This window comes from Rhodococcus sp. AQ5-07 (assembly GCF_009707305.1).
Classification (GTDB): Bacteria; Actinomycetota; Actinomycetes; order Mycobacteriales; family Mycobacteriaceae; genus Rhodococcus_F; species Rhodococcus_F erythropolis.
This window is the reverse complement of record NZ_CP046099.1, coordinates 3,889,632-3,913,854: the sequence shown is the minus strand read 5'-3', so window position 1 is coordinate 3,913,854 and position 24,223 is coordinate 3,889,632. Positions and strand designations below refer to the sequence as shown.

The 24,223-nt window shown below is 61.9% G+C and carries 25 protein-coding genes; 14 read left to right on the top strand and 11 right to left on the bottom strand.

The annotated features are described in order from the left end of the window. Window positions 1-34 precede the first annotated feature (34 nt). The 3 genes from GJB56_RS18110 to GJB56_RS18100 form a co-directional block, all read right to left on the bottom strand. Complete coding sequence (locus GJB56_RS18110) at window positions 35-1,282, bottom strand: Nramp family divalent metal transporter (RefSeq protein WP_021345600.1); 1,248 nt, start codon at window positions 1,280-1,282, stop codon at window positions 35-37. 127 nt (window positions 1,283-1,409) lie between these two features. Beyond that, window positions 1,410-1,901: a nuclear transport factor 2 family protein gene (locus GJB56_RS18105; protein WP_003939809.1), complete on the bottom strand. Its 492-nt coding sequence runs from the start codon at window positions 1,899-1,901 to the stop codon at window positions 1,410-1,412. Window positions 1,902-1,933: 32 nt separating this feature from the next. After that, window positions 1,934-2,809 carry a TIGR03619 family F420-dependent LLM class oxidoreductase gene (locus GJB56_RS18100; RefSeq protein ID WP_113682585.1) on the bottom strand — a complete coding sequence of 292 codons (876 nt, stop codon included), beginning with the start codon at window positions 2,807-2,809 and terminating at the stop codon, window positions 1,934-1,936. Between the two features lie 138 nt (window positions 2,810-2,947). Here GJB56_RS18100 and GJB56_RS18095 point away from each other — a divergent pair, with 138 nt between their 5' ends. From GJB56_RS18095 to bphC, 4 genes are all read left to right on the top strand, one after another. Next, window positions 2,948-3,856: an IclR family transcriptional regulator gene (locus GJB56_RS18095; RefSeq protein WP_020970849.1), complete on the top strand. Its 909-nt coding sequence runs from the start codon at window positions 2,948-2,950 to the stop codon at window positions 3,854-3,856. A 76-nt stretch (window positions 3,857-3,932) separates the two neighbouring features. Then, the gene (locus GJB56_RS18090) at window positions 3,933-4,802 is read left to right on the top strand and encodes an alpha/beta fold hydrolase (RefSeq protein ID WP_113682584.1); all 870 of its coding nucleotides are present in this window, start codon (window positions 3,933-3,935) and stop codon (window positions 4,800-4,802) included. 181 nt (window positions 4,803-4,983) lie between these two features. After that, window positions 4,984-6,162, top strand: a complete 1,179-nt coding sequence (locus GJB56_RS18085; RefSeq protein WP_113682583.1) for an acyl-CoA dehydrogenase family protein — start codon at window positions 4,984-4,986, stop codon at window positions 6,160-6,162. 35 nt (window positions 6,163-6,197) lie between these two features. Then, window positions 6,198-7,118, top strand: a complete 921-nt coding sequence (bphC, locus tag GJB56_RS18080) for a biphenyl-2,3-diol 1,2-dioxygenase (RefSeq protein ID WP_020909199.1) — start codon at window positions 6,198-6,200, stop codon at window positions 7,116-7,118. A gap of 64 nt (window positions 7,119-7,182) precedes the next feature. Here bphC and GJB56_RS18075 read toward each other — a convergent pair whose 3' ends face one another. From GJB56_RS18075 to GJB56_RS18065, 3 genes are all read right to left on the bottom strand, one after another. Continuing rightward, on the bottom strand, window positions 7,183-8,496 hold the full coding sequence (locus GJB56_RS18075; RefSeq protein WP_019745377.1) for a bifunctional o-acetylhomoserine/o-acetylserine sulfhydrylase: 1,314 nt from the start codon (window positions 8,494-8,496) through the stop codon (window positions 7,183-7,185). Between the two features lie 37 nt (window positions 8,497-8,533). Next, on the bottom strand, window positions 8,534-9,049 hold the full coding sequence (locus tag GJB56_RS18070; RefSeq protein WP_007732784.1) for an OsmC family protein: 516 nt from the start codon (window positions 9,047-9,049) through the stop codon (window positions 8,534-8,536). Window positions 9,050-9,290: 241 nt separating this feature from the next. Then, on the bottom strand, window positions 9,291-10,052 hold the full coding sequence (locus GJB56_RS18065; RefSeq protein ID WP_029537047.1) for an enoyl-CoA hydratase-related protein: 762 nt from the start codon (window positions 10,050-10,052) through the stop codon (window positions 9,291-9,293). A gap of 116 nt (window positions 10,053-10,168) precedes the next feature. Here GJB56_RS18065 and GJB56_RS18060 point away from each other — a divergent pair, with 116 nt between their 5' ends. Further along, a complete protein-coding gene (locus tag GJB56_RS18060; protein ID WP_019745374.1) occupies window positions 10,169-10,762 on the top strand; it encodes a TetR/AcrR family transcriptional regulator in 594 nt (197 codons plus the stop codon). Window positions 10,763-10,786: 24 nt separating this feature from the next. Here GJB56_RS18060 and GJB56_RS18055 read toward each other — a convergent pair whose 3' ends face one another. Then, window positions 10,787-11,389 carry a TetR/AcrR family transcriptional regulator gene (locus tag GJB56_RS18055; RefSeq protein ID WP_020909198.1) on the bottom strand — a complete coding sequence of 201 codons (603 nt, stop codon included), beginning with the start codon at window positions 11,387-11,389 and terminating at the stop codon, window positions 10,787-10,789. Between the two features lie 307 nt (window positions 11,390-11,696). On the opposite strand from GJB56_RS18055, the gene GJB56_RS18050 reads away from it, so the two are divergent. The 3 genes from GJB56_RS18050 (at window position 11,697) to GJB56_RS18040 (ending at window position 15,273) form a co-directional block, all read left to right on the top strand. Next, complete coding sequence (locus GJB56_RS18050; RefSeq protein WP_019745372.1) at window positions 11,697-12,500, top strand: SDR family NAD(P)-dependent oxidoreductase; 804 nt, start codon at window positions 11,697-11,699, stop codon at window positions 12,498-12,500. A gap of 57 nt (window positions 12,501-12,557) precedes the next feature. Beyond that, window positions 12,558-13,679, top strand: coding sequence for a DUF5938 domain-containing protein (locus GJB56_RS18045; protein WP_019745371.1), 1,122 nt, complete (start codon window positions 12,558-12,560; stop codon window positions 13,677-13,679). A gap of 73 nt (window positions 13,680-13,752) precedes the next feature. Then, window positions 13,753-15,273: an AMP-binding protein gene (locus tag GJB56_RS18040; RefSeq protein WP_042952969.1), complete on the top strand. Its 1,521-nt coding sequence runs from the start codon at window positions 13,753-13,755 to the stop codon at window positions 15,271-15,273. 2 nt (window positions 15,274-15,275) lie between these two features. On the opposite strand, the gene GJB56_RS18035 is transcribed toward GJB56_RS18040, so the two are convergent. The 3 genes from GJB56_RS18035 to GJB56_RS31660 all read right to left on the bottom strand — a co-directional run bounded on the left by GJB56_RS18035 (window position 15,276) and on the right by GJB56_RS31660 (window position 17,731). After that, window positions 15,276-16,832 carry an alpha/beta fold hydrolase gene (locus GJB56_RS18035; protein ID WP_113682582.1) on the bottom strand — a complete coding sequence of 519 codons (1,557 nt, stop codon included), beginning with the start codon at window positions 16,830-16,832 and terminating at the stop codon, window positions 15,276-15,278. Window positions 16,833-16,916: 84 nt separating this feature from the next. Further along, window positions 16,917-17,195, bottom strand: coding sequence for a hypothetical protein (locus GJB56_RS31665; protein WP_230091005.1), 279 nt, complete (start codon window positions 17,193-17,195; stop codon window positions 16,917-16,919). Window positions 17,196-17,212: 17 nt separating this feature from the next. Beyond that, window positions 17,213-17,731, bottom strand: coding sequence for a helix-turn-helix domain-containing protein (locus GJB56_RS31660; protein ID WP_230091004.1), 519 nt, complete (start codon window positions 17,729-17,731; stop codon window positions 17,213-17,215). A 128-nt stretch (window positions 17,732-17,859) separates the two neighbouring features. On the opposite strand from GJB56_RS31660, the gene GJB56_RS18025 reads away from it, so the two are divergent. The 4 genes from GJB56_RS18025 to GJB56_RS18010 all read left to right on the top strand — a co-directional run bounded on the left by GJB56_RS18025 (window position 17,860) and on the right by GJB56_RS18010 (window position 21,346). Continuing rightward, on the top strand, window positions 17,860-18,810 hold the full coding sequence (locus tag GJB56_RS18025) for a TauD/TfdA dioxygenase family protein (protein WP_113682581.1): 951 nt from the start codon (window positions 17,860-17,862) through the stop codon (window positions 18,808-18,810). 143 nt (window positions 18,811-18,953) lie between these two features. Then, entirely contained in the window at window positions 18,954-20,084 is a 1,131-nt protein-coding gene (locus GJB56_RS18020) for an ABC transporter permease (RefSeq protein WP_031330803.1), read from the top strand. Further along, window positions 20,081-20,767, top strand: coding sequence for an ABC transporter ATP-binding protein (locus tag GJB56_RS18015; protein ID WP_021331951.1), 687 nt, complete (start codon window positions 20,081-20,083; stop codon window positions 20,765-20,767). Before GJB56_RS18020 ends, GJB56_RS18015 begins: the two co-directional genes overlap by 4 nt. 27 nt (window positions 20,768-20,794) lie before the next feature. Continuing rightward, the gene (locus GJB56_RS18010) at window positions 20,795-21,346 is read left to right on the top strand and encodes a TetR/AcrR family transcriptional regulator (RefSeq protein WP_021331952.1); all 552 of its coding nucleotides are present in this window, start codon (window positions 20,795-20,797) and stop codon (window positions 21,344-21,346) included. Between the two features lie 9 nt (window positions 21,347-21,355). Here GJB56_RS18010 and GJB56_RS18005 read toward each other — a convergent pair whose 3' ends face one another. Then, complete coding sequence (locus tag GJB56_RS18005) at window positions 21,356-21,730, bottom strand: nitroreductase family deazaflavin-dependent oxidoreductase (RefSeq protein WP_019745356.1); 375 nt, start codon at window positions 21,728-21,730, stop codon at window positions 21,356-21,358. Window positions 21,731-21,840: 110 nt separating this feature from the next. Here GJB56_RS18005 and GJB56_RS18000 point away from each other — a divergent pair, with 110 nt between their 5' ends. Continuing rightward, the gene (locus GJB56_RS18000; protein ID WP_113682580.1) at window positions 21,841-22,515 is read left to right on the top strand and encodes a TetR/AcrR family transcriptional regulator C-terminal domain-containing protein; all 675 of its coding nucleotides are present in this window, start codon (window positions 21,841-21,843) and stop codon (window positions 22,513-22,515) included. A 195-nt stretch (window positions 22,516-22,710) separates the two neighbouring features. After that, window positions 22,711-24,183 (top strand): aromatic amino acid ammonia-lyase, encoded by a 1,473-nt coding sequence (locus tag GJB56_RS17995; RefSeq protein ID WP_113682579.1) that lies wholly within the window; start codon window positions 22,711-22,713, stop codon window positions 24,181-24,183. The last annotated feature ends 40 nt before the right edge of the window (window positions 24,184-24,223 follow it).

The window sequence follows — 24,223 nt, the reverse complement described above, 5'->3', positions numbered from 1 at the left end:
GTTTGTGAGGGACGCGTTGGGTGGCTCTGGTGCTCTAGCCTGTCACCGTCAGAACCAGCAGAGCGACGTTGAGTGCAACGATCAAGCCGGCCGCAATCCATGCCGCGACGGTCGTGAACGGGGCATTGCGCGCGTCGCCCATGAGTTCGGGGTCCGAGGTCATTCGCACCAGCGGGATGATCGCGAAGGGGATGCACAGGCTCAAGACCACTTGGCTGAGCACGAGTGCCAGCGTCGGGTCGACGCCGAGTCCGAGCACGATCAGTGCCGGGATGAGAGTGACGATTCGGCGTGTGATCACCGGAATGCGAATGGCCAGAAGACCATGCATGATCTCGGCGCCGGCCGCGCACCCCACGGAGGTCGACGCGAGTCCGGAGGCGAGGAGTCCGATCGCAAACACCACGGCTACACCCGGACCGAGTGAATTCTCGATCGCGGCATGCGCGCCGTCGATGGTGTCGGTGCCGGGTACTCCGCGCAGCGCCGAAGCGGCCAGAAGCAGCATGCCGATGTTCACGCCACCGGCGATGATCAACGCGACTACGACATCCCAACGGGTGACTTTGAGTAGTCGCTGCAACCGTGGCCCGGGTTTGATGTGGCCGTGGCGATCACGTGCCAATGCGGAGTGAAGGTAGATCGCGTGCGGCATGACCGTTGCTCCGAGCATGCTGGCGGCGAGCAGTACGGTCTCGGTTCCTTCGAAGCGGGGGACCAGTCCGGCGACCGCTTCGCTGCCGGAGACGTCGGTGAAGGCGAGCCCGGTCAGGAAGCCGATGGTGATGATGGCCAGCAATCCCATGACCACGAACTCGAAAGTGCGCTGTCCGCGCCGACTTTGGATCGTCAGGATCACCATCGACACGCATCCGGTGATCAGCCCGCCGAGGAAGAGCGGGATGTTGAAGAGCAGGTTGAGTGCGATGGCGCCGCCGATGACCTCGGCCACGTCGGTCGCGATCGCCATCATCTCGGCCTGGAGCCAGAAGGCGCGGCGGTTGTTCTTACGCAGGCGCTGACCCAGCATTTCGGGCAAGGATCTGCCGGAGACCAGCCCGAGTTTCGCGGACAGGTACTGCACCAGGACGGCCATTGCATTGGCGAGTACCAGCACCCAGATGAGGAGATAGCCGTACTTCGCGCCGGCGGTCAGGTTGGCGGCGACGTTGCCCGGATCGACGTACGCGATTGCCGCGACGAACGCCGGACCGAGCAGGGCGATGGATCTCCCCGTAGGTCGTCGGCGCGGAGTCGTCGGCTCTTGCGTACTGGTGCTCATCGGTCTCCTGGTCACACGTACTCGGACCTGTTGGTTCGAATATGTGAACTATAGAGTTCGGGGAGCCGAACTTTCAACAGCTGTGCGCGGTCAGCGACCGCAGAGGGTCCCTAACCGCGCACAGGGGTTAGGCAGTCACCCCGGCGGCCAGGAGAGCGCGGGCCTCGGGTCGGCCGTCGAGGAGCGCGTTGGTACGCAGTTCGACCTTCCACTCGCCGTCGGTCTTGATCAGTTCCCAGCGGTTCGCGGTGATGCGGAGGACCTTGAACCCCGTCGGGTTCTCGGGGTCCTTGATGACCAACTGCGAATGGCAGGTCGCGACGGCCTTGTTGCCGTCGATGCGGATGTGCGCGGGCGTCATCATGTGAGCCGCGCCGTTCATGATCCAGTTCTGGTGAGAGGCGCTGTGAACCATCGCGCGCAGTTCGCCGCGGCCGTGCATCGCGCCGGTGTCGACGTCGTAGACACCGTCCTCGAGCCACAGGTTCGCGACCTCGTCGGCTGATCCACTGTCGACGGCAGGGCTGTACGTGGTCAGCAGTTCGGTGATCGCGAGCTTGTCCTCGAGCAATTCCACTCGGGCGAGCAGAGATTCGATCAGGGCGGTCGAGTCGGTCATCGGTACGTCCTTTGCATTGGATTGTCGGCAAATCAGGAAGTGGTGAAAGAGAAGCCCTCGGCGAGGGCGATTCGGTGAAGTTCTTCGAGTTGTTCGCAGTAGTGCTCGACGCTTCGAGCGCCGACCGAGCAACTGGCGATGGTCGCCCCGGCGTCACGGACGCGTGTCAAGGCGCGAAGGGCGGATTCGCGATTGCCGAGGGGATCGAGCGGAGCACCGGCGGGAAGCACTACGTCGAATCCGTCGGGGAGTGTCGTGGCGTCGAGCATTTCCTTCAGTTCGGAGAATCGCAGCCCGAACGGCACCCACCCGTCGCCGTGTGTGGTGGCCCGGCGCAACGATCTCTTTGTCCGGCCGCCGATCCAGAGGGGCACACGTTTCTGGACGGCATGGGGTTCGACGACAAATCCGGAGTAGTCGTAGAACTCGCCGTGATACTCCGGAGTCGGAGTCGACAGTGATGCTCGAAGTGCTGCCAGAGCGTCGTCGGCACGTGCTCCTCGGTCGACGAACGGAGCATTTATGAGATCGAATTCTTGTTTCAGAGTCCCCACTCCGAGACCGAGTATCAGGCGTCCGTTGCTGACGCGATCAAGCGTTCCGTAGCGCTTGGCGATCTCGAGGGGGTGGTGATAACCCAGTACCAGCACCTGCGTCGCCAGGAGGATCCGCGACGTGCGTGCGGCCAGGTAGCCCAGCGTGGCGAGCGGATCCCAATAGGTTCCGCCGCGTTCGGCGGCAATTTCCTCGGGAACCGCCACGTGTTCACTGCAGGTCAGATGATGGAAACCGAGTCGATCCGCCGTGGCAGCCACTGTGGCGATCTCGCCGATGTCAGCACTCGCCTCCCACTCCGAACGCGTGCTCGGGTGCTGAATCAGGACCGGCGTGACGATTCCCAGGTGCATCGGGCGTTTATAGCGCTCCCACCGACGCGGCGGCGGGTGAATTACCGCTGATCGGGATCGAAACGACCGATTCACTTTCCAGAAACTGTGACCTGGGTTATAGTCGGTAGAATCAATTCCAGTTTTCGGGAGGCGTCCATGACCATCGTTGACATGAACGACACACTGTCCACCGTCCAGAACGCCGCCGGGCAACCCAAGAAGGATCTGCCGCCGTCGATGGTCGAGCGGATGACATTGATTCTCGACGCCTTCGACGGCCGCGCCGCGCGGCTGACGCTGGAAGAAGTCGCGTGCCGCACTCAGTTGCCGCGGTCCACCGTCCACCGCATTCTCGATCAGCTCGTCAAGCTGGACTGGGTCGATCACGCATCGTTCGGCTACTGCCTCGGGCGCCGCGCGCTCGGCCTCGGTGGTGGCGACGGCGGCCACAGCCAGATCCGCGAAGCCGCAGCACCGCTTCTGCACGAACTGCACCTGCAGACCGGCATGGTCGTTCACCTGTCGGTGCTCGACGGACGCGAGAGCGTCTACCTCGACAAGGTCGGCGGACGATTCGCCGCGGCGCTGCCGTCCCGCGTCGGCGGCAGAGTGCTCGCTCATTCGACGGCCGGCGGCAAGGCGATGCTGGCATGGATCGACCCCGAGCGCGTCGACGCTCTGTTCGGGTCGGCACTTCCCCGCTGCACCGAGAACACCATCACCGACGTCGCCGTGCTCCATCAGGAACTGAACCGCATCCGTCAGCGTCGGGGACTGGCCTTCGAACGCGGGGAGTCGGCGCGTGGAGTCGCATGTGTGGCTTCGGCAATTCGCGGACACGAGGGCCCCGTCGGCAGCATCGCGTTGTGTGGTGACATGCGGACCGCTCAGCTCGAGCGAGTTGCTCCGCTGGTCGTCGACGCGGCTCGCGAGGTCTCGCGGACGTTGTACCCCGAACTGGGTGCTCCTCGCCGCGGCCGCAAGACGCCTCCCGTTCCGACCAATACGTTCTCGGCGGAGACGATGGATCGCCTGCTGGCAGCGTCGTCCGACCACTGGATCTGACGTATTTTGATCGACTTGTCTCGCTGATCGGGACGAGTCATAGCAGCTCAGCGGTACTGATGGCACCGTTCGGACCATGACGACTGAACTGAGCTACGAGGGAACCCTGAAGGAACTGCAGACCGATCTCGGTGTGCTCCGGTACCACGAAGCCGGCGACGGCCCGCCGCTCCTGCTGCTGCACGGTTCGGGCCCCGGTGTCACGGGTTGGCGTAATTACCGCGGCGTTCTCGCGGACTTCGCGGAGCACTTCCACTGCTACGTTCTCGAGTTCCCCGGATTCGGCGTCAGCGATCCCGGCCCCGACCACCCGATGATGATGGCGCAGGCATCGGTGGGGATGTTCCTCGACGGCCTCGGCCTCGGACCTGTCCACATGATCGGCAACTCCATGGGCGGCATCGTCGCCACCAAGGTCGCGATCGACGAACCGCACCGGGTGAGCAAGCTCGTCACCATCGGCGGCATGGGAAAGAACACCTTCTCGCCGGGCCCCGGTGAAGGCATCAAACTTCTCATGGAGTTCACCGACAACCCCACTCGCGAAGCTCTCGTCCGCTGGTTGCATTCGATGGTCTTCGACCGCGCCGTCGTCACCGAGCAGTTGATCGAAGAGCGCTGGGCTCTGGCCACCGAGCCGACGACGCTCGAAATCGCCCGACGTATGTACAGCAGCAAGGCCATGGCCGCCATGGGCGCGGCTGGCGCTGCGTCGACCGCCGTGCCGTACTGGGCGCAGCTGAACAAGATCAAGGCGCCGACGCTGTTGACCTGGGGACGCGACGACCGCGTCAGCCCCGTGGACATGGCGATACTGCCGATGCGTGATATCCCCAACGGCGAAGTTCACATCTTCCCCAACTGCGGACACTGGACGATGATCGAAGCCCGTGACGCCTGGGTCGCGTCCGTTCTGGCATTCCTGACGCGTCCAGAAGGCAAGTAAGGGGCTTCGCCCCCGTGCGCCTTTTTGGTAGCCCCCACTACCAAAAAGGCGCACAGGGGGTGCTCCCACTCACCGGGAAGCGTTTCTGCACTTCGGCGGGCTACCTGCCACCGTTTCACCAACAGATTTTCATTCTGCCCAGGCACTCGCCGGGTAGCGAAACCAGAAAGCCGGAAAAATCATGGGTCAGGTTCTGGACAACATCTCACAGTTCGCCGACGAGATCCGCGCCGACGGAGTCGAGGGCGACAAGCTGATGCGCTTGACGGACGGCAGCGCGAAGCGCCTGCGCGACTCCGGCGTCATCCGGATGTTCCAGCCGAAGGAGTTCGGAGGCCTCGAGGCACATCCGCGTGAATTCGCCGAGACGGCAATGGCTATCGGTGCGATGGACGGTGCCACGGGCTGGGTCAGCGGCATCGTCGGTGTTCATCCGTGGGAGCTTGCGTTCTTCGAGCGCAAGGCTCAGGAAGAGGTGTGGGGAACCGATCCCGATACGTGGATGGCGTCACCGTATGCGCCGATGGGCGTGGCGAGGCCGGTCGAGGGTGGCTACATCCTCAACGGTCGCTGGTCGTTCTCGTCCGGTACCGATCACTGTGACTGGATCATGATCGGCGCGATGGTCGGTGACGAGTCCGGTAAGCCGTTGATGCCGCCGAAGCACCTGCACGTACTGCTGCCGCGCTCCGATTACGACATCGACCAGGACAGCTGGAATGTCGTGGGGCTGCGCGGAACCGGGTCGAAGGACCTGATCGTCAAGGACGCGTTCCTGCCCACCTACCGCACGATCGACGCCGGAAAGGTGTACGACGGGACGGCGTGGAAGGAAGCGGGCCGTACGGAGACGTTGTACAAGTTCCCGTTCTCCTGCATTTTCCCGTTGGGGATCACTTCGTCGTTGATCGGTATCGCTGAGGGTGCGTTGGCGTGCAACATGGCGGCGCAGCGTGAGCGTGTGACGGTCAGTGGTGTTCCGATCAAGGAAGATCCGTACGTGCTGTTCGCGATCGGTGAGGCGGCGGCCGAGATCGCTGCTTCTCGGGCTGCGATCTTGGAGACGGTGGATCGTTTCTGGGACATGACCGAGAAGGGTCAGGAAGTTTCGTTCGAGCTTCGTGCGATCGGTCGGCGTACGCAGACTGCTGCGGCGTGGCGTGCGGTGCGGGCGGTGGACGAGATCTTTGCTCGTTCCGGTGGTGGCGCGTTGCAGTTGAACACGCCGATGCAGCGGTTCTGGCGTGACGCTCATGCCGGTCTCGCGCACGCGATCCACGTACCCGGTTCCATCTTCCACGCGTCGACGCTCTCGCAGCTCGGTGGCGAACCGCAGGGCATCCACCGCTCGATGATCTAGTCCCACAATCACTCTCGAAGCAAGGACGGTTAGGCATGACTGAAATTCGGGGCCTGGGGTATCTCAGGATCCAAACGCAGGACGTGGCTCGCTGGCGCGAGCTCGTGGTCGACGGACTCGGCCTCGCGGTCGGTAGTGGCCCGGAAGCCGACGGCCTCTACTTGCGCCTGGACGAGCGTCGTGCGCGACTGATCGTCCTGCCCGGTGAGACGGACAAGGCTCTCGCAGTGGGTTGGGAAGTGCGAGATCAGTTCGCGCTCCAGCGTGTTCGTGAAGAGGTCGAGAAGGCCGGAGTCGAGGTCGAGGTTCTTTCCGAGGTCGACGCCAGCTACCGCGATGCCGAGCAGGTCATCGCATTCGACGATCCCAACGGCAACCGCGTCGAGGTTTTCTTCGGACCGGTACTCGACCACAGCCCGTTGGTCACCCCGCACGGCGGCCGCTTTGTCACCGGTGATCAGGGACTCGGCCATGTGGTGCTTCCGGTTACGCGTTTCGACGAGGCGTACACCTTCTACACCGAGGTGCTCGGATTCCTCCCGCGCGGTTCCATCCGTCTCGGCGGAATCGATGCGCCGCCGCCGGCTCGCCGCGTTCGCTTCATGGGTGTCAACCAGCGCCACCACAGCCTGGCGCTGTGCCCGGCGCCGCCGGTTGACGAACCCGGTCTCGTGCATCTGATGATGGAAGCCGAGACTCTCGACGCCGTCGGTCAGGCTCTCGATCGTGTTGCCAAGCTCGGCTTCTCGATCTCCTCGACGTTGGGTCGCCACACGAACGACAAGATGGTCTCGTTCTACGTGCGCGCACCCGGTGGCTGGGATCTCGAGTTCGGTTGCGAAGGCACGCTTGTCGACGAAACCTTCTACACCGCTGAGGAAATCACGGCGGACAGCTACTGGGGCCATGACTGGTCCGACAGTGAACCGCTGGCCGCGTTCACACCCAAGAGCTAGTTCTGACGCAACAAAAAAGCTCGGTCCCGACGCCTGTCGGGACCGAGCTTTTTCTTGTGCTCGATCAGGAAGCTGCTGCTGCCAAACCGGTTTCGAGGTCGGCGAGGATGTCGTCGATTCCTTCGATACCGACCGCGAGGCGGACAAGCCCCGGGGTGACACCCGAAGCGAGCTGCTCCTCGGGGGTGAGCTGCGAGTGCGTCGTCGACGCGGGGTGGATGACGAGTGAGCGAACGTCACCGATGTTGGCGACGTGGCTGTGCAGCGTCAGTGCGTTGACGAACTTCTTGCCTGCGTCGACTCCACCGGCGAGCTCGAACGCGACGATGGCGCCGGTTCCCTTGGGAGCCAGCTGCTTTCCACGCTCGTGCCAGGGTGAGGATTCCAGTCCGGCGTACGCGACCGACGTGACTTCGGCGCGGCCCTCGAGGAATTTCGCGACCTTCTGGGCGTTGGACACGTGGCGCTCGATGCGCAGGCTCAGTGTCTCGATGCCCTGCGAGATGAGGAAGGCGTTGAACGGTGCGATGGCCGAGCCGAGGTCGCGCAGAAGCTGAACGCGTGCCTTGAGGGCGTAGGCGGGTGCACCGAGATCGGCGAAGGTGACGCCGTGGTAGCTGGGGTCGGGGGTCGTGAAGTTGGTGTGGCGTCCCTGGGTCCAGTCGAACGTGCCGCCGTCGACGATGACGCCGGCGATCGCGGTGCCGTGTCCACCAAGGTATTTGGTGGCGGAGTGGACGACGATGTCGGCGCCGTGCTTCAGCGGCTGAATGAGGTACGGAGTTGCAACCGTGTTGTCCACGATCAGCGGGATACCGTGCTCATGAGCGACTGCGCTGATGCCGGGGATGTCGAACACGTCGTTCTTGGGGTTGGAGATGGTTTCGCCGTAGAACGCCTTGGTGTTCGGACGGATTGCCTCACGCCAGTGATCGAGGTTGTCCGGGTCCTCGACGAAGTCGACGGTGATGCCGAGCTTGGGCAGCGTGTAGTGGAAGAGGTTGTACGTGCCGCCGTACAGGCGAGGGCTGGAGACGATGTGGTCCCCGGCCTCGGCGAGGTTGAGGATCGCGAAGGACTCGGCGGCCTGACCGGACGCAACCAGCAGAGCCGCGACTCCGCCTTCGAGAGCGGCGATGCGCTGCTCGACGGCGTCCTGCGTCGGGTTCATGATGCGGGTGTAGATGTTGCCCGGCTCGGCGAGGCCGAAGAGCGCCGCCGCATGGTCGGTGTTGTCGAAGACGTAGCTGGTGGTCTGGTAGATCGGAAGCGCTCGAGCGTTGGTAGCGCTGTCCGGGCCCTGTCCGGCGTGGACCTGCTTGGTTTCGAACGACCAATCTGCGGTCGGATCGGTGTCGACGGGGGTGTTCTCGCTCATGAATTCATACTCCGTGGTGAAGGTGGGTTGGTGCGGGTCAGGCGGTTTCGACGACTGTATGCACTGGGACGGGATTTCGGGTGAGATCGAGTACGGGGCAGTGGGCGTCGACCGTCTCCTGCAACTCGAGGTATCGCTCGCGAGTTTCCGGACCGGTCAGGGTCACCACGACGCGAACCTCGGAGAATCCCGGGCGGACGGCATCGTCGAATCCGAAGAATCCACGAACGTCGAGGTCGCCTTCTGCCCTGGCCGAGATGTCGTCGAGCGCGATACCAAGCTTGTCCGCCCACACACGGTAGGTGACCACCTGGCAGGAGAGCAGGGATGCGAGGTAGTACTCGACGGGATTGGCTGCGGTGTTCTCGCCGCCGAGGGCCGGCGGCTCGTCGACCTCGACGCTGTACTTACCGAGAGAAATGGTGCTGGCAACGGCGTCGTGCGCCTGAGCGGATGCCTTGAAGACGACGTGCGCTTTGCTTGCGTCCTTGTCGATGGCGTCGGCATTGGCTGCTACGACGGAACTCAGGTGCGAGATCGAAGCGGTGGTCATGACAGAAATGTCCCCTGATCTGGGTGTACATACGAGTATCGACGTGAGCGGCGCTCACGTCGTAGGTCCGATCAGTAGATCGGACACCCGGATGTACAGACGTGCGCAAAATCGACATGGCGTCGCCGCGTCAGCAGCGTGCCCGTCTCGTATGCGCCAATTCCCGTCACGGAAGAGACTGTAACCGGTTCACACCCTTTCCGACCAGCCCTATAGGAAATCCGTCTCGGATCGTGGTCGCTCATGTGGGCGGCAGTCCGCTCCACTGCGGCGTCCGACGGCTCGCAAAAGCGTCGAGTCCTTCGGCGATGTCCGGCGATCGGAGCACCGCGTCCTTGGCGTCGTCGGTGATGGTCCATCCGGCAGTATCGGCCTCGGCGTAGAGAGCGTCGATTGCCTTCAGGCTCAGGCTTACCGAGGTCGGAGAGGACTCGCAGATCTCGGCCGCCATCACCAGAGCCTCGTCGAGCGCCTTACCCGGGGCAGTCACTGCATTGACGACGCCGAGATCTTTGGCCCGATCGGGATCGAGAGTGCGCCCGGTGATCAGGAGTTCGCGAGCGACATTGATCGGAAGGGCACGTGGCGCCCGAAAGAGCGCACCGGACGTCGCAACCAGACCGCGTTTGGTTTCGGGTAGACCGAATTGGGCTGTGGCGGAAGCGACGATCAGATCGCAGGCCAATGCGATTTCGAAGCCGCCGCCCAGCGCGTATCCCTCCACTGCGGCGATCAGAGGCTTGTTTCGCTGACGCCGAATGACGCCGTACTCACCGCCGCGAGGCATGCGAAGGTCGGCTCGCTCTCGGATATCGGTTCCGGCGCAAAAGATGTTGGGGGTTCCGGTGATGATGCCGACCCACAGAGAAGGGTCGTCGTCGAGAAGGTTCAGTGCGGCTTCGATTCCCTCGGCAGTTTCACGATTGATCGCATTACGACGTTCTTCGCGTTCGATTCTGACGATGAGAACGCGGTCGTGGCGTTCTGTGGAAACAGTCGACATAATTGGACTGTAGTCCATCTATCGAAGGGGTGGTGCGTCAACTGGCGAGACCGACATTGGACACATTCCGGACTGTGGCGAAGACTGTGTCCTGAGGCGGAGAAAGGCAGGTCGACGTGATTTCCAAACGAGAACAGAACAAGCGCGATACCAACGACAGGTTGCTCTTAGCTGCTCGAATTCTGTTCTCGGCAAAGGGTTTCGCCAGCACGACCGTCGACGACATCGCCGAGCGAGCCGAGGTGTCGCGAGCCACCTTCTTCAATTACTTCCAGGGCAAGGACTCGGTTCTCGAGGCGCTGCACAGTGATCATCTCGATCAGCTTGCGGCACTGGTGGATCAGCTCATGGAATCTCCGATGCCGACCTCTGATCGGATCTCCCGGATTTTTCAGGACTTTGCGCAACAAGCGATCATGCATCCGCGCTATCTGCGCATGGTGACTGCAGAACTCGAGCGCGACTTCGCCTCCTCCGGAGCGGGGGCGGCACACGATCATCGGTTCCATGTGGAACTTCTGCGGATCGTCACTGCCGGTATCGAAGCCGGCGAAGTTAGATCGGACTACCCGCCGCTGTTTCTCGCGCAGATGATCGGCGGTACGTACGGAGCGTTGGTTCGCTTCTGGCGGCAAGACGCCGATTACGACGTGGTCGGCGAATTCGATCGCGGTGCCAGGTACGTCGCGGAAGGCATCGCTGCTCGCTGAGCCGACTCAGGACGTGGTGCCGGCTCAGGGTGTGGGCACTACCAGGGGCAGCATCTGCTGGACGCTCTCCGAAAGATAGTTCGCGGCAGTCTGATCACCGGACAGATGGCGCAGCAGACTCTGCTGGAACAGGCCGTCGAAGATCGCGTACATCGCCGGCGAGGTGACCGAGGGCTCCACGTCGAGAAGCTCGGCATAGCGAGAAACGATGCGCCAGATCATGTTTTCGAGACTCTCGTCGATCGCGGCCACGTCGGTTCGGAACGACTCCTCGAACATCGACTGCGCGCGCAGGTCGTACCAGAGGCGGTGCATCGTCGGCTCGTCGATCATGGTCTCGGCGAGCAGTGCGCCGAAACCCGTTTTCAGTTCCTCCGGCGTCTGAGCGGTGGCGACGATGCCGTCGTAGCGGGTGACGCAGCGTGCCTTGTAGTGGCGCACGCAGTGGGTGATGAGATCGACCTTGTCGCTGAAGTAGTAGTGCAGGACGCCGTGGGAGAACTCCGAATTCTGGGCGATTTCGCGCAGGCTCGTGCGTGCGTAGCCCAGTTCGGCCAGCGTTTGCAGTGCGGCCTCGGCCAGTTGATCACGTCGCTCGGAGAATTTGTCGACCTGACGACGTGACACCTTGTCTGCGTTGGACCGCTTCTCCGAAGAGACAGGAACCGCCTTTTTTCCTGCCCCACTTGGCTTCTCGACTGTCGTGGTCACGATGGCACGTCCTGTTCCCTGCGGTTTCCACAGCGGCACGATCGCCGCGTCCGAATCAGTGTAACCCCTGGTCTTTGACGAGCGTGTAACAAAATCTTGACAGTCGTCAAGATTTCTCTTGACACTCGTCCAAAGTTGAATACTCTGTGACTCACACCACTTGGCAGCGTCGCTGTGAACGGTGGCATCGCGAGAGTCGTTTCAGTCATGGAGGCAGTCGAAAATGAGCGTGTTTGATCTCGAGGGACGAAAAGCACTGGTCACAGGTGGTGCCAAGGGGCTCGGAGCCGGAATGGCTGAGGCGTTGGCGAAGGCGGGGGCGTCGGTGATGATCGGCGATGTTCTCGAAGACGAAGGTCGTGCCACCGCAGAGGCCGTTGGTTCGGGCGGAGTCAAAACCGGCTTCGTAAAGCTGGACGTCACCGACGACGCCAACTGGGAAGAGGCAGTCGCCGCCACCGCGGAGACTCTCGGCGGCTTCGACATCCTCGTCAACAACGCAGGCATCGAGATTTCCTCGCTGGTGGTCGACCTCGATCCGGGCGACATCCGCCGTATGTGTGAGGTCAACATCCTCGGAACAGCGCTCGGAACTAAACACGGACTGCGCAGCATGCGTCCGGGTGGCGTAGCCGGAACCGGCGGCTCCATCATCAACATCTCTTCAGTGGCCGCAACCATTCCGTTTCCCGGGATCAGTGGATACTCCGCGACCAAGTCCGCGGTCGATCGCTTCACCAGAGTTGCCGCCGCCGAGTCGGGCAAGCTCGGCTACGGAGTCCGCGTCAACTGCATCTATCCGGGCCTCGTCGCCACGGAGATGGGTCTCGGACTCGCGGCGGACATGGAGAAGCTCGGCCTGTGGCCCAGTGCCGAAGCGGCAGTCGGCGACGTCATCGGTCTCACCCCGCTCGGCCGCCTTGGTGAAGTGAACGACATGGCTGACGCCGTGGTGTTCTTGTCCTCCGACGCCGCGCGATTCATCACCGGAATCGGCCTACCGGTCGACGGTGGCATGGGCATGTAACTCGCCCTCCCCATTCGCACGTACACCCTCCTCACGTCTTCGAAAGGTTCCACGAACATGTCCGAAAAGAAGCCAGTCATCGTCTACGGCGTCTCCGGGTACACCGGCCGTCTGGTGTGTGAATACCTGCGCGAGTTCAACATCCCGTTCATCGCAGCCGGTCGCGACGCCGCTCGCATCCAAGAGGTCCTCGACAAGATCCCCGGTTTGGACACCGTCGATCACGAGGTCGTCGAGGTCGAGCACACCGTCGAGGCGCTCACTGAACTGTTCACCGGCGCACAGGTTGTCAGCAACATGGTCGGGCCGTTCATCAAGCTTGGCGGCACCGTCGTCGAGGCTGCGTTGAATGCCGGTTGCCACTACATGGACACCACCGGTGAGCAGGACTGGGTACTCGACGTCCAGGAGAAATTCGGCGACAAGTACCAGGAGAAGGGTCTGCTTCTCTCGCCCGGTATCGCGCAGATGTACACCACCGGTGAGATCGCGGCCAACATCGCACTGGAAACGCCGGGTCTCGATACGCTCGACATTCTCGTGCTGTGGAAGGGATTTCCCACCTATGCCTCCACTCAGACGATCTTCACCATCCTCAAAGCGAACTGGTACTACCTCGAGCAGAACAAGTACGTGCAGTGGGCGCCCGGCCAGACTTTCGACGTCGTCGTTCCCGGCCAGCACGAAACTGCGCTTGCATTGCCGTGGGGCGGAACTTGCCACCCGGTGTGGTTCAAGAACGATCCGCGAGTTTCCAACGTCAAGGCTGCGGGTGGGGTGTTCGACCGCACCGTGATGGAAGGTGTTGTCGCGACACAGAAGATCGTGGAGGAGCAGATCAAGACCCTGCCCGCCGACGAGCAGGAAGCCGCCTTGGCCGAGATCGCCGGTTCGGTTCAGGCGGGTATGCCCCCTCGTGAAAATCCGCGCATCAACACCTCACTCGACTCGGTCTACGCGTCGGGTCCGCTGGGTCGCTCGCACGTCGTGATTCACGGAAACTGCAACTACAAGCAGACGGGCCTCCTGCACGCCTATGCAGCGCATTCGTTGCTTCAGCAGGCGCCCAAGCGGACCGGGCTTGCCTCGGCCTGCCAGGCGTTCGGCCATCGCGAACTGCTTGGCGCGCTACGTAGTTTCGGGCTGGCTCTGGAGCCGGAAGTAACCATCAACGCCTAGCTCGTCGCCCTCGTTATCATGTTCACGGCTCCCGGCGTGCATCGCGCCGGGAGCCCCGCCCTGGAGGCTCCCCATGCGTTTGACCGACTATCTCGACAAGGGAGCCTCTCTTGGTTCCACCGCACCGTGTTTGACGATGGGGGAGCGCACTCTCTCCTACGGCGAGGTGCAACAGTTCAGCCGACGCTTCGCAGCTTCGCTCGCTGCTTCGGGCATCGCGGCGGGCGAGAAGGTCGCGATTTTGTCCGGCAATGACCCGATCTCGTTCTCCTGCGTATTCGGTATCAGTAGGGCTGGCGCGGTCTGGTGCCCGATCAACCCCCGCAACGAAGCTGCGGAGAACCGAGACCTGTTGGATCTGTTCGATTGTCGCGCTCTGTTCTTCCAGAAGTCCTATGCGCCGCTTGTCGACCAGATCAAGGACGCGCTTCCACAGTTGGTGACGCTCGTCTGTATCGACGGCGAATGGGATTCGGCACAGTCCCTCGAAAGCTGGCTCGGGGAAGAAGAACTCGATGTCGCGGCGCCCGACGACGTCACCATGCTGGTCGGTACCGGTGGTACGACGGGCCGCCCCAAAGGCGTGATGTTGACCGGGCACAACATCGAGACGATGACCGCAATCACTTTGATGAGTTATCCATTCGAGGGGCGCCCGGTGTATCTGGCGTTGGCGCCGTTGACTCACGCCGCCGGTGTTTTGTGCTTCCCGATCATGGCCCTCGGCGGCGAAGTGGTGATCATGCCGAAGCCCGATCTCGGGTACTTCCTCGCGAACGTTCAGAAGCACAAGGTGACTCACACCTTCCTGCCGCCGACGCTCATCTACATGTTGCTCGAGCACGAGGACCTCGCGGTAACGGATCGTAGCTCGCTGCAGTGTTTCTGGTACGGCGCGGCACCGATCTCCCCGACCAGGCTCGAGGAGGCGATCGACAAGATCGGACCGGTCATGGCTCAGCTGTTCGGGCAGAGCGAAGCCCCCATGATGATCTCGACGATGTCACCGATGGAGCATTTCGGCCCGGACGGCACTGTCGCAACGTCACGACTTTCGTCGGCGGGTCGACCGTCGCCGCTGGTGACCGTGGGGATCATGGACGACAAAGGCGCGCTGCTCGGACGTGGCGAGCGTGGTGAGGTGGTGATTCGCAGTTCGTTGGTGATGGCGGGTTATTACAAGAACTCCGACGCAACCGCGGAAGCGTCAGCCCACGGCTGGCATCACACCGGCGACATCGGGTACCTGGACGAGGACAATTTCCTGTTCATCGTCGATCGTGCGAAGGACATGATCATCACCGGCGGTTTCAACGTCTATTCGGTCGAGGTGGAGCAGGCACTCATGGCGTATCCGGGGATTCAGGACTGCGGAGTGATCGGGTTGCCGGACGACAAGTGGGGCGAACGTGTTGTGGCAGTGGTGCAGCCACACCTCGGCGCAGACATCGACGGCGCCGAGGTGATGGCTTTCGTGAAGTCTCGCATCGGAAGTGTGAAGACTCCGAAGCAAGTCATCGTCTGGGACGATCTACCTCGCTCCAAGGTCGGCAAAGTTCTCAAGAACGAGATCAAGAGCGAGCTGACTGGCTGAGATCACGACTCGCACACCACGTCTTCGGCGGGCAGTGAGCCGTCGAGCAGGTACGAGTTGACGGCGGCGTTTGCGCAAGTATTCGCGTAGCCCGGGAACACCGCATGAGTGCGGCCTGGAACTGTCACGAGCCGTGAGCCTTTCATCGCTTCGTGCATGCCGAGGCCTTCGTCGTACGTCGTGCGGGTGTCACCGGTTGCCTGGATCTGCAATGCCGGAACGTTGTTGTCGATGTCGATCCGCTTCGGGGCCTCACTGCGCCAGAACGCGCAGGGCATGATCGTGTTGTGCGTGCCGGCGAAGATCGGCTGATCACCACGGTGCTCCTCCAACTTGTTGCGATACCACGCGGGATCGCTCGGCATCGACACGTCTCCGCAGACAATGGCGATTGTTCCGGCATAGTCAGGGCCGGTCCCCAATTCGGTCTGGAACCACGCCTGCATCAGTCCCGTCAGCTGGGGATGGATGTCCTCGACGGTCTTGCCTGCGGCGAGTTCGCGCAACTGAACCAATACCTGCGCGAATGCCTCGCTTTCCTTTTCGGTGTCCCCGGTTCCGTTGACGTACATCAGGAATGGAAGGACGTGATCGTCGACGGCGTAGTCACCGATCTGAATCGGAGTGGTGGCAGCGTCCGAGATCAGCTTCTCGATGAGGGCGCGAACTTCGGCGGGCGTCGATCCGAGTGCATAGGTGGAGTTGTGGTCTGCTGCCCACTGTGAGAATCCGTCGATCGCTTTCTCATTGGCCGGGCCCATGTCCTGGAACATCTCGTATCCGTATTTCTTCGGGTCCGGTGCGCTGTCGAGAACCACACGGTCGATCCTGTCTGGGAACATTTGAGCATAGGTCGCACCAAGGTATGTGCCGTACGACCACCCGAAGTACGACGCCTTCTCCTGGTCGAGGGCACCACGAATCACGTCGAGGTCGCGGGCGATGTTCTGAGTATTGATGTGCGGCAGATAGTCCGGGTACTTGTCCCAGCATGTGTCAGCGGCCTCGCGTGCGAGCGCAACACTTTCGTTCCACCCTTCCTCTGTGGTACCCGGTGAACGCATCCATGTCATCTGCTCGACGCCGCAGTCGATCGGCGTGCTCTTGCCGAGTCCTCGGGTGTCCATGCCGATGACGTCGTATGCCGCTGCGACTTCCGGTGTCATCCCGGCATTCAGAATCTCGGGCAATCCCAGACCGCGGCCGCCCGGGCCGCCAGGGTTGGTGAGCAAGATCCCGCGTCGCTGTGCAGGGTCGGTGGACGCGACCCGCGAGATCGCCACTTCGATCGTCTTGCCGTCAGGTGCGGAATAGTCCAAAGGTACTGTGACCATGGCGCAGTCACTTGCCGTCGATGTTCCGGTGTCTGTGGCGCATGGCCCCCATTCGACATCCTGGTCGTAGAACGCGCTGAGATTCGATTGTGGATCTTCCTGCGGAGCAGCAGGATCCGAGCACGCCGCCAGTGCAGGTACTGCGAGTGCGGCAGCGGCGATTGTGGTAGCCAGCCACTTTAGTGGTCGAGGCGTGCGTGATCTGGGCATGATGGATCCAGTCATTGTCGTGTCGTGTCCTTGTTTCGAGCCCATTTTCGGGCAGCGTTGATCACCCCACTTCCGATGTGGGGATTCAGTGGCGGAGTTTCAGGGTCGAGACTGGCGGGCAGCGAACTCGGCCGCTACAGCCTTCGCGAATCTTTCCTGGGTCGGGGTTCTTCGATCTGCTTGGTGCTCGCGCAGCACCGCTACCAACCGGGTGGGTGAAGGGCGTTCCGGTGCGGCCTGTTCAGGAAGCACTCTCTCGGTGAAATCGCAGAACTGAATGGCAAGGGCCGCAATCGTGTCGGCGTCCGCAGGAGCGTCGGTGAGGGCGTACATGCGAGTAATCAATTCGATTGCCTGCTTGCGGTTCGGCTTCGCCAACGCCCGGCGGTGTGCGCTCAGGAGTGAATCGCAGACTTCGGGATCACCCCGGAGACGGTGAGCGCGAGGATCAGGAGTTCGCGCTCGTTGTCGATCCACGCTGTCGGTGCACCGGCAACGACATACTGTGCGAGCACTTCCGAAAACGCGTCGGGTAGTTCGGGATCGGCGTTGCGGCGTAGCGACTCGATGTGAGCACGTTGAACCGCGATCTGTTCGGCCTTGGCTGCCAGTTCCTTGTCGAGTGCGTCGAGTGCGGACCGGGTGTCGTGAGCGTCGCCGTCGAGCAGTTCGGCGATCTTGGCAACAGGAATCCCCAGATCGCGCAGGCGGCGGATGCGGCTCAGTCGTGCCAGGTCCACCGCCCGGTACATGCGGTAGCCGTTGGGTTGGCGTTGTGGTTCTTCGAGAAGCCCGTTCGAGTGGTAGTAGCGCACGGATCTGACGGTGGTGCCGGCCAGATTCGCCAGCTCGCCGATGGTCATCATCGCCTCGCCCTCCCGTTTGTCGATTCGGATTTCGTCTGTGGAAACCATTCTCCAACCCTGACGCGGCGTCAGGGTCAAGGTGCGCGCCGGACAACGTGACCGTTGACACTTTAAGGAGATAACCTTAATCTGGATTTTGTCCGTTACGACACCGTCGATTCCGAGGAAGTGCCTTGATGGCTACCCTTTTGCCTGCGGCAACGATCTTTCCGATCCCCACCGATCCGCTTGCTGCCTATGGTCCACTTGTCGCTCGCCGGAATCCCGAGTCGGTAGTTGCGGCGCCGTACGAACACTGTGCGGTCAAGGCGGTCACGCCGACGATCGGAGCGGAAATCTCCGGTATTCGACTCGGTGGGGACCTGTCTGATGCCGTGATTGCGGAACTTCGCCGCGCTCTCCTCGAATGGAAAGTCCTCTTCTTTCGGGATCAGGACCTCGGCCGAGCGGAACATCGAGCTTTTGCCGAGCGTTGGGGCGATCTCGAACAGCATCCGTTCTTCAAGTACACGCAGCCAGGGCAGACGGACGTCGATGTCACGACGCTGGCCAAGGATGCGATGGTCGGCGGCGTCGAGAACAACTGGCACAACGACGTGACGTGGCACGAGTTTCCTTCATTTGCCGCCGTACTTCGTGCAGTCGAGGTGCCAGAGGTGGGTGGTGACACGTTGTGGGCTGACACCGCTGCTGCCTACGATCTGCTTCCGGAAGACGTCAAGAAGCGTATCGACCCGCTTGTTGCAGAACATGATTGGATCAACTCGTTCGGCAGGTCGATGCCGGCGGATGCGGTCGAGATGTTGCGTCCGAAGTTCCCCGCGGTGCAGCATCCGGTGGTTCGGGTCATTCCGGAAAGCGGCAGGCGGGTGTTGTTCGTCAACATGACCTTCACGCAACGGATCTTGGGCGTATCCGAAGAGGAATCGAACGAACTTCTCACGATGCTGTATCGCCACGTCAATCGTCCGGAATTCCAGGTCCGACTGAAGTGGGAGCCGAATACTGTTGCCTTCTGGGACAATCGGACCTGCCAGCATTACGCGGCCAGTGACTACTTCCCGGCTCGTCGTGTGATGGATCGAATCTCGATTGTCGGCGATCGGCCAGTGGGCGTCGGGGACTGATACGACGCTCAGCGCCTCACGATGTCTACTACGAATAGTAGTAACGCACCTCACATAGTTTTTCGACGCCTTGTCGATATGATTTCGACAAGGCGTCGATAAAAGTCGGCGTGACTCGCACCGACGACTTTGGAGCTTCCCGAATGTTCCTCGCCCTGCGTGAACTGTGGTTTGCGCGAAACCGATTCCTCTTGATGGGCGCCGTGGTTGCCCTCATCTCGATCTTGATGGTGATCCTGTCCGGCCTCTCGTCCGGCCTGGTCAACGACGGTGTCTCCGCTTTGCAGCGGACGCCGATCCAGGCGTTTGCCTTCGCCCCGGACACCAAAGCCGACTCGGCGTTTTCGCGCTCGGTCGTCACCGAAGAGCAGGCGCAGGCATGGCGCATGCAACCCGATGTCCAAGACGCCGAGCTCTTCGGCAACATGATCGTCAATGCAAAAACTCGCAGTGGCACGCCTGTCGATCTCACGCTCTTCGGTATCGAACCTGGCTCCTTCCTCGAGCCCGTCACCGCCGACGGGAGGGGACTGCAAGCCGACACGGACATCATCGTCAGCTCTACCTTCCGTGATGATGGTGTTGCGATCGGTGACACGGTGATACTCGATCGACTCGGTACGGAGCTGACAGTTGTCGGATTCACCGAAGACAAGCGCACTTTCGGGCACGTAGACGTCGCCTACCTGCCCCTGCGTACCTGGCAGGAGGTTCACGCCGGTGCCAAGATCGGCGAAACCGCCAACGCCAGTGCCTATTCCGAAGCGAGTGTCGTTGCGATTCGGGGCCTGGACGATGTAGTGCCGGACCTCGTGTCGGGAGATGCGGCGGCGGGAACGTCTGCAAAGACGCTCGAGGAATCTTTCGACTCCTCACCGGGCTTCTCCGCGGAAATGATGACAATGTCGATGATCAAGGCGTTTCTGTACGCGATCTCCGCACTGGTCGTCGGCGCATTCTTCAGTATCTGGACAGTTCAGCGTGGTCGCGAACTCGCAGTGTTGCGTGCGATGGGAGCCTCCACCGGCTTTCTGCTTCGCGACGGCATGGCACAGGCACTGGTAGTGCTGCTTGGTTCCATCGGCATCGGTGTGTTGCTGGGCTTGGGGCTCGGCTCGGGACTCGAAGGCGGTGGGATGCCGTTCGCTCTGGAGTCCGGCCCTGTCGTCAACGGCGCAGTGCTCTTGGCGGTACTCGGGCTGATCGGCGCAGCCGTTTCCATCGTCCGCGTTACGCGTGTCAACCCGCTCACCGCATTGGGGGAAAACCGATGACCACAGTCGAAAAAACCACTACCGGACTGGTATTGACCGCTGTCAGTCTTCGATTCGGTGACGGTGACTCCACAGTGCTCGCCCTCGACAACGTGGACCTCGAGGTCGCGGGCGGCGAACTCGTCGCGATCGTCGGGCCGTCAGGGGCTGGAAAGTCGAGCTTGCTCGCTGTGGCCGGCGGACTCGGTCGGCCGTCGAGTGGAACGATTGTCATCGACGGCGTCGACGTGTCGGCGATGCCGGCCCGTGCATTGGCCAAACTTCGACGAGACAAGGTCGGCTTCGTCTTTCAATCCGGCAATCTGATTCCAGCGCTGACGGCGCGCGATCAGCTTCGGCTGATTCCCAAGCTCACGGGGCGGCCGGGGCGCGATCCCGAGGAATTGCTCGACTCGGTCGGTATGAGCCACCGTGCGGATCGTCGACCTGGTCAACTCTCCGGCGGCGAACGACAGCGCGTCGGTATCGCTCGGGCATTGATGAGCAATCCCTCGCTACTGCTCGTCGACGAACCGACGGCTGCTCTCGACCGAAAACGTAGCCATGAGGTGGTTGAACTGCTCTCGCGCGAAACTCACGAGGCCGGCGTCGCTACGATCATGGTGACCCACGATCACGACGTGCTCGGGCACTGCGACCGCATCCTCGAAATGGTTGACGGTCGATTGCGTCAGAGCGAGTAAGCCCGCAAGGGGACTGGAGGAGATTCGGTGCCGAGGATCGATGCCCCCACTGTGGTCGAGCATCGTGCTGCTCAGCGGCGTGCCCTCCTCGACGCTGCACACGCTCTTCTGTCCGAGACCCCGGACCGGCCGCCGGGGCTCGGTGAGGTGGCAGCGAAGGCCGGGCTCGCCAGGTCGAGTGCCTACCACTACTTCCGGTCCCGAGAAGATCTCCTCAGTGCCGTCGTCGAAGACATGTTCCCGCGCTGGAACGACAAGATCGTCGAGGCGATGGCAGGCGCAGACGATCCGGTATGGGCGTACGTCGAGGCAAACCTCCAACTGGTAGCCGACGGGGAGCATGCGATAGTCGGAGCGCTGGCGACGCTGACCCCGCAAACGTTTCGAGATTCGCGGATCATGGAAATGCACGACAGTCTTGTGCTTCCGCTTGTCGAGGCCCTTCGCCTCCGTGGCGTGTCGGACCCGAAGCTCACCGCCAAGTTGATCAACTCGCTGGTGCATACGGGTACTGAACTGATCGAATCCGGTTGCAGCATGGACGAAGTCAGGTCCGCCGTGCGTGAGGTCCTCGCGTGACGGGCAGCCTCAGGCCGTAATCAGATCCATCCGAAGGTACTCGGTGATGCGGAGCAGTCTCGGGGGTTGGGACACATCTGAGGAAAGTGCTTGAAATGCTTCGTCTTTCGCGACGAGGCGCGGGGCGCCGAGGCTCACCTCCGTCTCGTCGACCGACAGTCGAGCGCTCCCCGCTTTCAAGACGTTCTGCACCCAGTCCGAGCCTGATCCGTACACCAGAATGAAGACATAGCCACCCTCGACCGGATAGGCGTCGAGAGGTGTCCGGTAGGTCGTGCCGGATGTGCGTCCGACGTGTGTCAGTATCGGCCATTTCCCGCTCGAGATCGCGCGAGGATTGAACACTCGCTTGTTGACGTGTCCCCACCATCTCGGCATAGGCATTGCGATCTCCCTTCGCGAGTGCCTTACGAACGTAAGGCTGGCTTACACCTGTAAGGGTGACTTACGGATGTAAGGTTGTCAACGTATTCGTTCCTCGGAGGGGAGTCTGTGTGTCACGGCAACCGCGACAGTCGCTGAACAGGACTCGCGTGATCGAGGGTGCGATCCGCGTTGCCGACGCGGGTGGTGTCGAGGCCGTCACGATGCGACGGGTGGCCCAGGAGTTGGGTATCGAGGCGATGTCGCTCTACCACCACGTGCCCAACAAAGATGCGATTCTCGACGGCCTCGTCGATGCGGTCTTCGAGGCGATCGACCTACCCGACGGCGAGTGTGCGGATTGGCGAGATGCAATCCGTGGACGCGCCTTTTCCGCTCGCACAGTCCTGTCGCAGCACCGTTGGGCTCTCGGTTTGCTGGATTCGCGACGCAACCCTGGCTCGGCGACCCTGCGTCATCTCGACGCTGTGCTCGGAGTGCTCCGGAAGGCCGGGTTCACACTCCCGATGGCCGCCCACGGAGTCTCGCTGATCGACAGCTACACCGGCGGATATGTTCTCCAGGAGGCGAATCTGCCGATCAGCGGGCCCGTCGACGTCGAAGAAGTTGCGAGTGACATCCTCGAGCGCCTTCCGGCTGAAGAGTTGCCCTTCCTTCACGAGATGATCGTCGATCACGGTCTGAGTCCGGCTTACGACCACACGAGTGAGTTCGCCTACGGTCTCGATCTCATCCTCGATGCGCTGGAGGCGCGTCGAGGATCGGCGGCACCGGTCCTCGAATAGCGACGATTCGTGTCCAGTTGCTCACCCTTACTGAGGTGACGCAAGGTGTGTGCACGCGGGTGAGCTGCAGTGTCCCTATTGACAAGTGGCTGTATATACAGGACTATACATTCATCAAAAGTGACCCAAGGCACATTGCGTAGATGATGTGATGCACGCCCGCGGTGGCCGAGTCCTTCGATCGATGGAGTTCTGATGACTGAACGTCTTCCTGAGGAAGACCGGACGGGAGACAACAGTGTCCTGCTCGACGGGAGGAGGCTCTCGGTTCATCGGGTGAATGAAATTGCTCGAGAGCCGGCCTTCATCAGACCTGCCGACGCCGCGCTGGAGCTCACTCGGCGGTCATGGGAGACCGCGGTTCGGGTTTCCTCTCGTCAGGCGGTGTACGGGCGCACTACCGGGGTAGGCGGGAATCGCGAAACATCCGTCTCCGACGGTGTGCAGCAGGATCTGAGGCTTCTGAGAAGTCACGCGACGGGATCGGGCCCCAGGCTCCCCGACCGGGTGGTGCGCGCCGCGATCGTCATCCGCACCAATCAGATCCTCAACGGCGGCTCAGGTATGCATCCCGACATCATCGGCGGTCTGGTTGCTGCTGTTGCTTCGCAGAACCTGCCGACAGTGCACGCACGCGGTGCGATCGGAACGGGTGACCTGAGTGCGTTCTCCGAAATCGCCATGGGGCTGATCGGTGAGAGCCCGCTTCGCGACGGACGCACCGGAGTCAGTTGGACTCCGCACCACGGTGATGCGCTTCCGTTCATCTCCACCAACGCGATGACGGTGGCGATCGCCGGCGATACCAGTATCGAAGTCGCGGGTTGGCTTCAGCACTGCTTGGTTGTCAGTGTTCTTTCCGTGCTTGCGTCGCGTAGTTCGATCGAACCGTTTGCTGCACAAGTACAGTCGGCAAGAATGCACTTCGGTCAAGCGGAAGTCGCAGAGCGGGTTCGCGATCTGCTGGCACCACACGACATCACACCTGTGAGAGTTCAGGACTCGTTCGGGTTTCGCGCCCTACCGCAAATCTTGGGTGCCACCTGGCAAGCGGTGCATCGACTGCAGAACACGCTGAGTATCGAGATGAATTCGTCTTCGGAGAATCCGCTGGTGTCGGTCGAAGACGACATGGTGTTCCACAACGGAAATTTCCACGCAATGCCAATAGCCCTTGCAGTTGACGAGGCGAAGTTGGCGGTCGCCAGTGCTGCCCTGCTCTCGCAATGTCGGCTCGCCAACCTCTCCGACCCTGCTGTCACCGGCCTTCGTGCGTTCCTCGCAGACGGTCCAGACGGCAGCAGTGGAACCATGCTTCTCGAATACACGACTTCTGCTGCCATCGCCGAGATCCGCTCGTCGGCGGCACCGGGGTCGTTGGGCCACACTGTAATTTCGCGAGGCACCGAGGATCACGCAAGTTTCGCATCCCAAGCTGCAACTCAATTGGCGGACATTCTTACCCAATCTCGATTGGTGCTCGCGTGCGAACTGATCTCGGCGGTTCGCGCACTCTCGCAACAACAGCGTGAGCTGGATCCGGCGACCGAGCTCGGTGCGTACCTCGCGCGTGCGCGTTTGGTGCTGGACGCGAGGACCGAAGACCGGCCACTCAGTGCAGATCTGAGTGCCGCAGTGAACTTTCTTTCTCAACCGCTCGACCAGTAAGCAGGTGGACCGAATCACAAGTAGGTGTGTGCTCGAACGG

Coding starts and splice junctions, on each gene's coding strand:
- GJB56_RS18110 (WP_021345600.1), bottom strand. CDS start 1,282: ATGAGCACCAGTACGCAAGAGCCGACGACTCCGCGCCGACGACCTACG.
- GJB56_RS18105 (WP_003939809.1), bottom strand. CDS start 1,901: ATGACCGACTCGACCGCCCTGATCGAATCTCTGCTCGCCCGAGTGGAA.
- GJB56_RS18100 (WP_113682585.1), bottom strand. CDS start 2,809: ATGCACCTGGGAATCGTCACGCCGGTCCTGATTCAGCACCCGAGCACG.
- GJB56_RS18095 (WP_020970849.1), top strand. CDS start 2,948: ATGACCATCGTTGACATGAACGACACACTGTCCACCGTCCAGAACGCC.
- GJB56_RS18090 (WP_113682584.1), top strand. CDS start 3,933: ATGACGACTGAACTGAGCTACGAGGGAACCCTGAAGGAACTGCAGACC.
- GJB56_RS18085 (WP_113682583.1), top strand. CDS start 4,984: ATGGGTCAGGTTCTGGACAACATCTCACAGTTCGCCGACGAGATCCGC.
- bphC (WP_020909199.1), top strand. CDS start 6,198: ATGACTGAAATTCGGGGCCTGGGGTATCTCAGGATCCAAACGCAGGAC.
- GJB56_RS18075 (WP_019745377.1), bottom strand. CDS start 8,496: ATGAGCGAGAACACCCCCGTCGACACCGATCCGACCGCAGATTGGTCG.
- GJB56_RS18070 (WP_007732784.1), bottom strand. CDS start 9,049: ATGACCACCGCTTCGATCTCGCACCTGAGTTCCGTCGTAGCAGCCAAT.
- GJB56_RS18065 (WP_029537047.1), bottom strand. CDS start 10,052: ATGTCGACTGTTTCCACAGAACGCCACGACCGCGTTCTCATCGTCAGA.
- GJB56_RS18050 (WP_019745372.1), top strand. CDS start 11,697: ATGAGCGTGTTTGATCTCGAGGGACGAAAAGCACTGGTCACAGGTGGT.
- GJB56_RS18045 (WP_019745371.1), top strand. CDS start 12,558: ATGTCCGAAAAGAAGCCAGTCATCGTCTACGGCGTCTCCGGGTACACC.
- GJB56_RS18040 (WP_042952969.1), top strand. CDS start 13,753: ATGCGTTTGACCGACTATCTCGACAAGGGAGCCTCTCTTGGTTCCACC.
- GJB56_RS18035 (WP_113682582.1), bottom strand. CDS start 16,832: ATGACTGGATCCATCATGCCCAGATCACGCACGCCTCGACCACTAAAG.
- GJB56_RS31660 (WP_230091004.1), bottom strand. CDS start 17,731: ATGGTTTCCACAGACGAAATCCGAATCGACAAACGGGAGGGCGAGGCG.
- GJB56_RS18025 (WP_113682581.1), top strand. CDS start 17,860: ATGGCTACCCTTTTGCCTGCGGCAACGATCTTTCCGATCCCCACCGAT.
- GJB56_RS18020 (WP_031330803.1), top strand. CDS start 18,954: ATGTTCCTCGCCCTGCGTGAACTGTGGTTTGCGCGAAACCGATTCCTC.
- GJB56_RS18015 (WP_021331951.1), top strand. CDS start 20,081: ATGACCACAGTCGAAAAAACCACTACCGGACTGGTATTGACCGCTGTC.
- GJB56_RS18005 (WP_019745356.1), bottom strand. CDS start 21,730: ATGCCTATGCCGAGATGGTGGGGACACGTCAACAAGCGAGTGTTCAAT.
- GJB56_RS17995 (WP_113682579.1), top strand. CDS start 22,711: ATGACTGAACGTCTTCCTGAGGAAGACCGGACGGGAGACAACAGTGTC.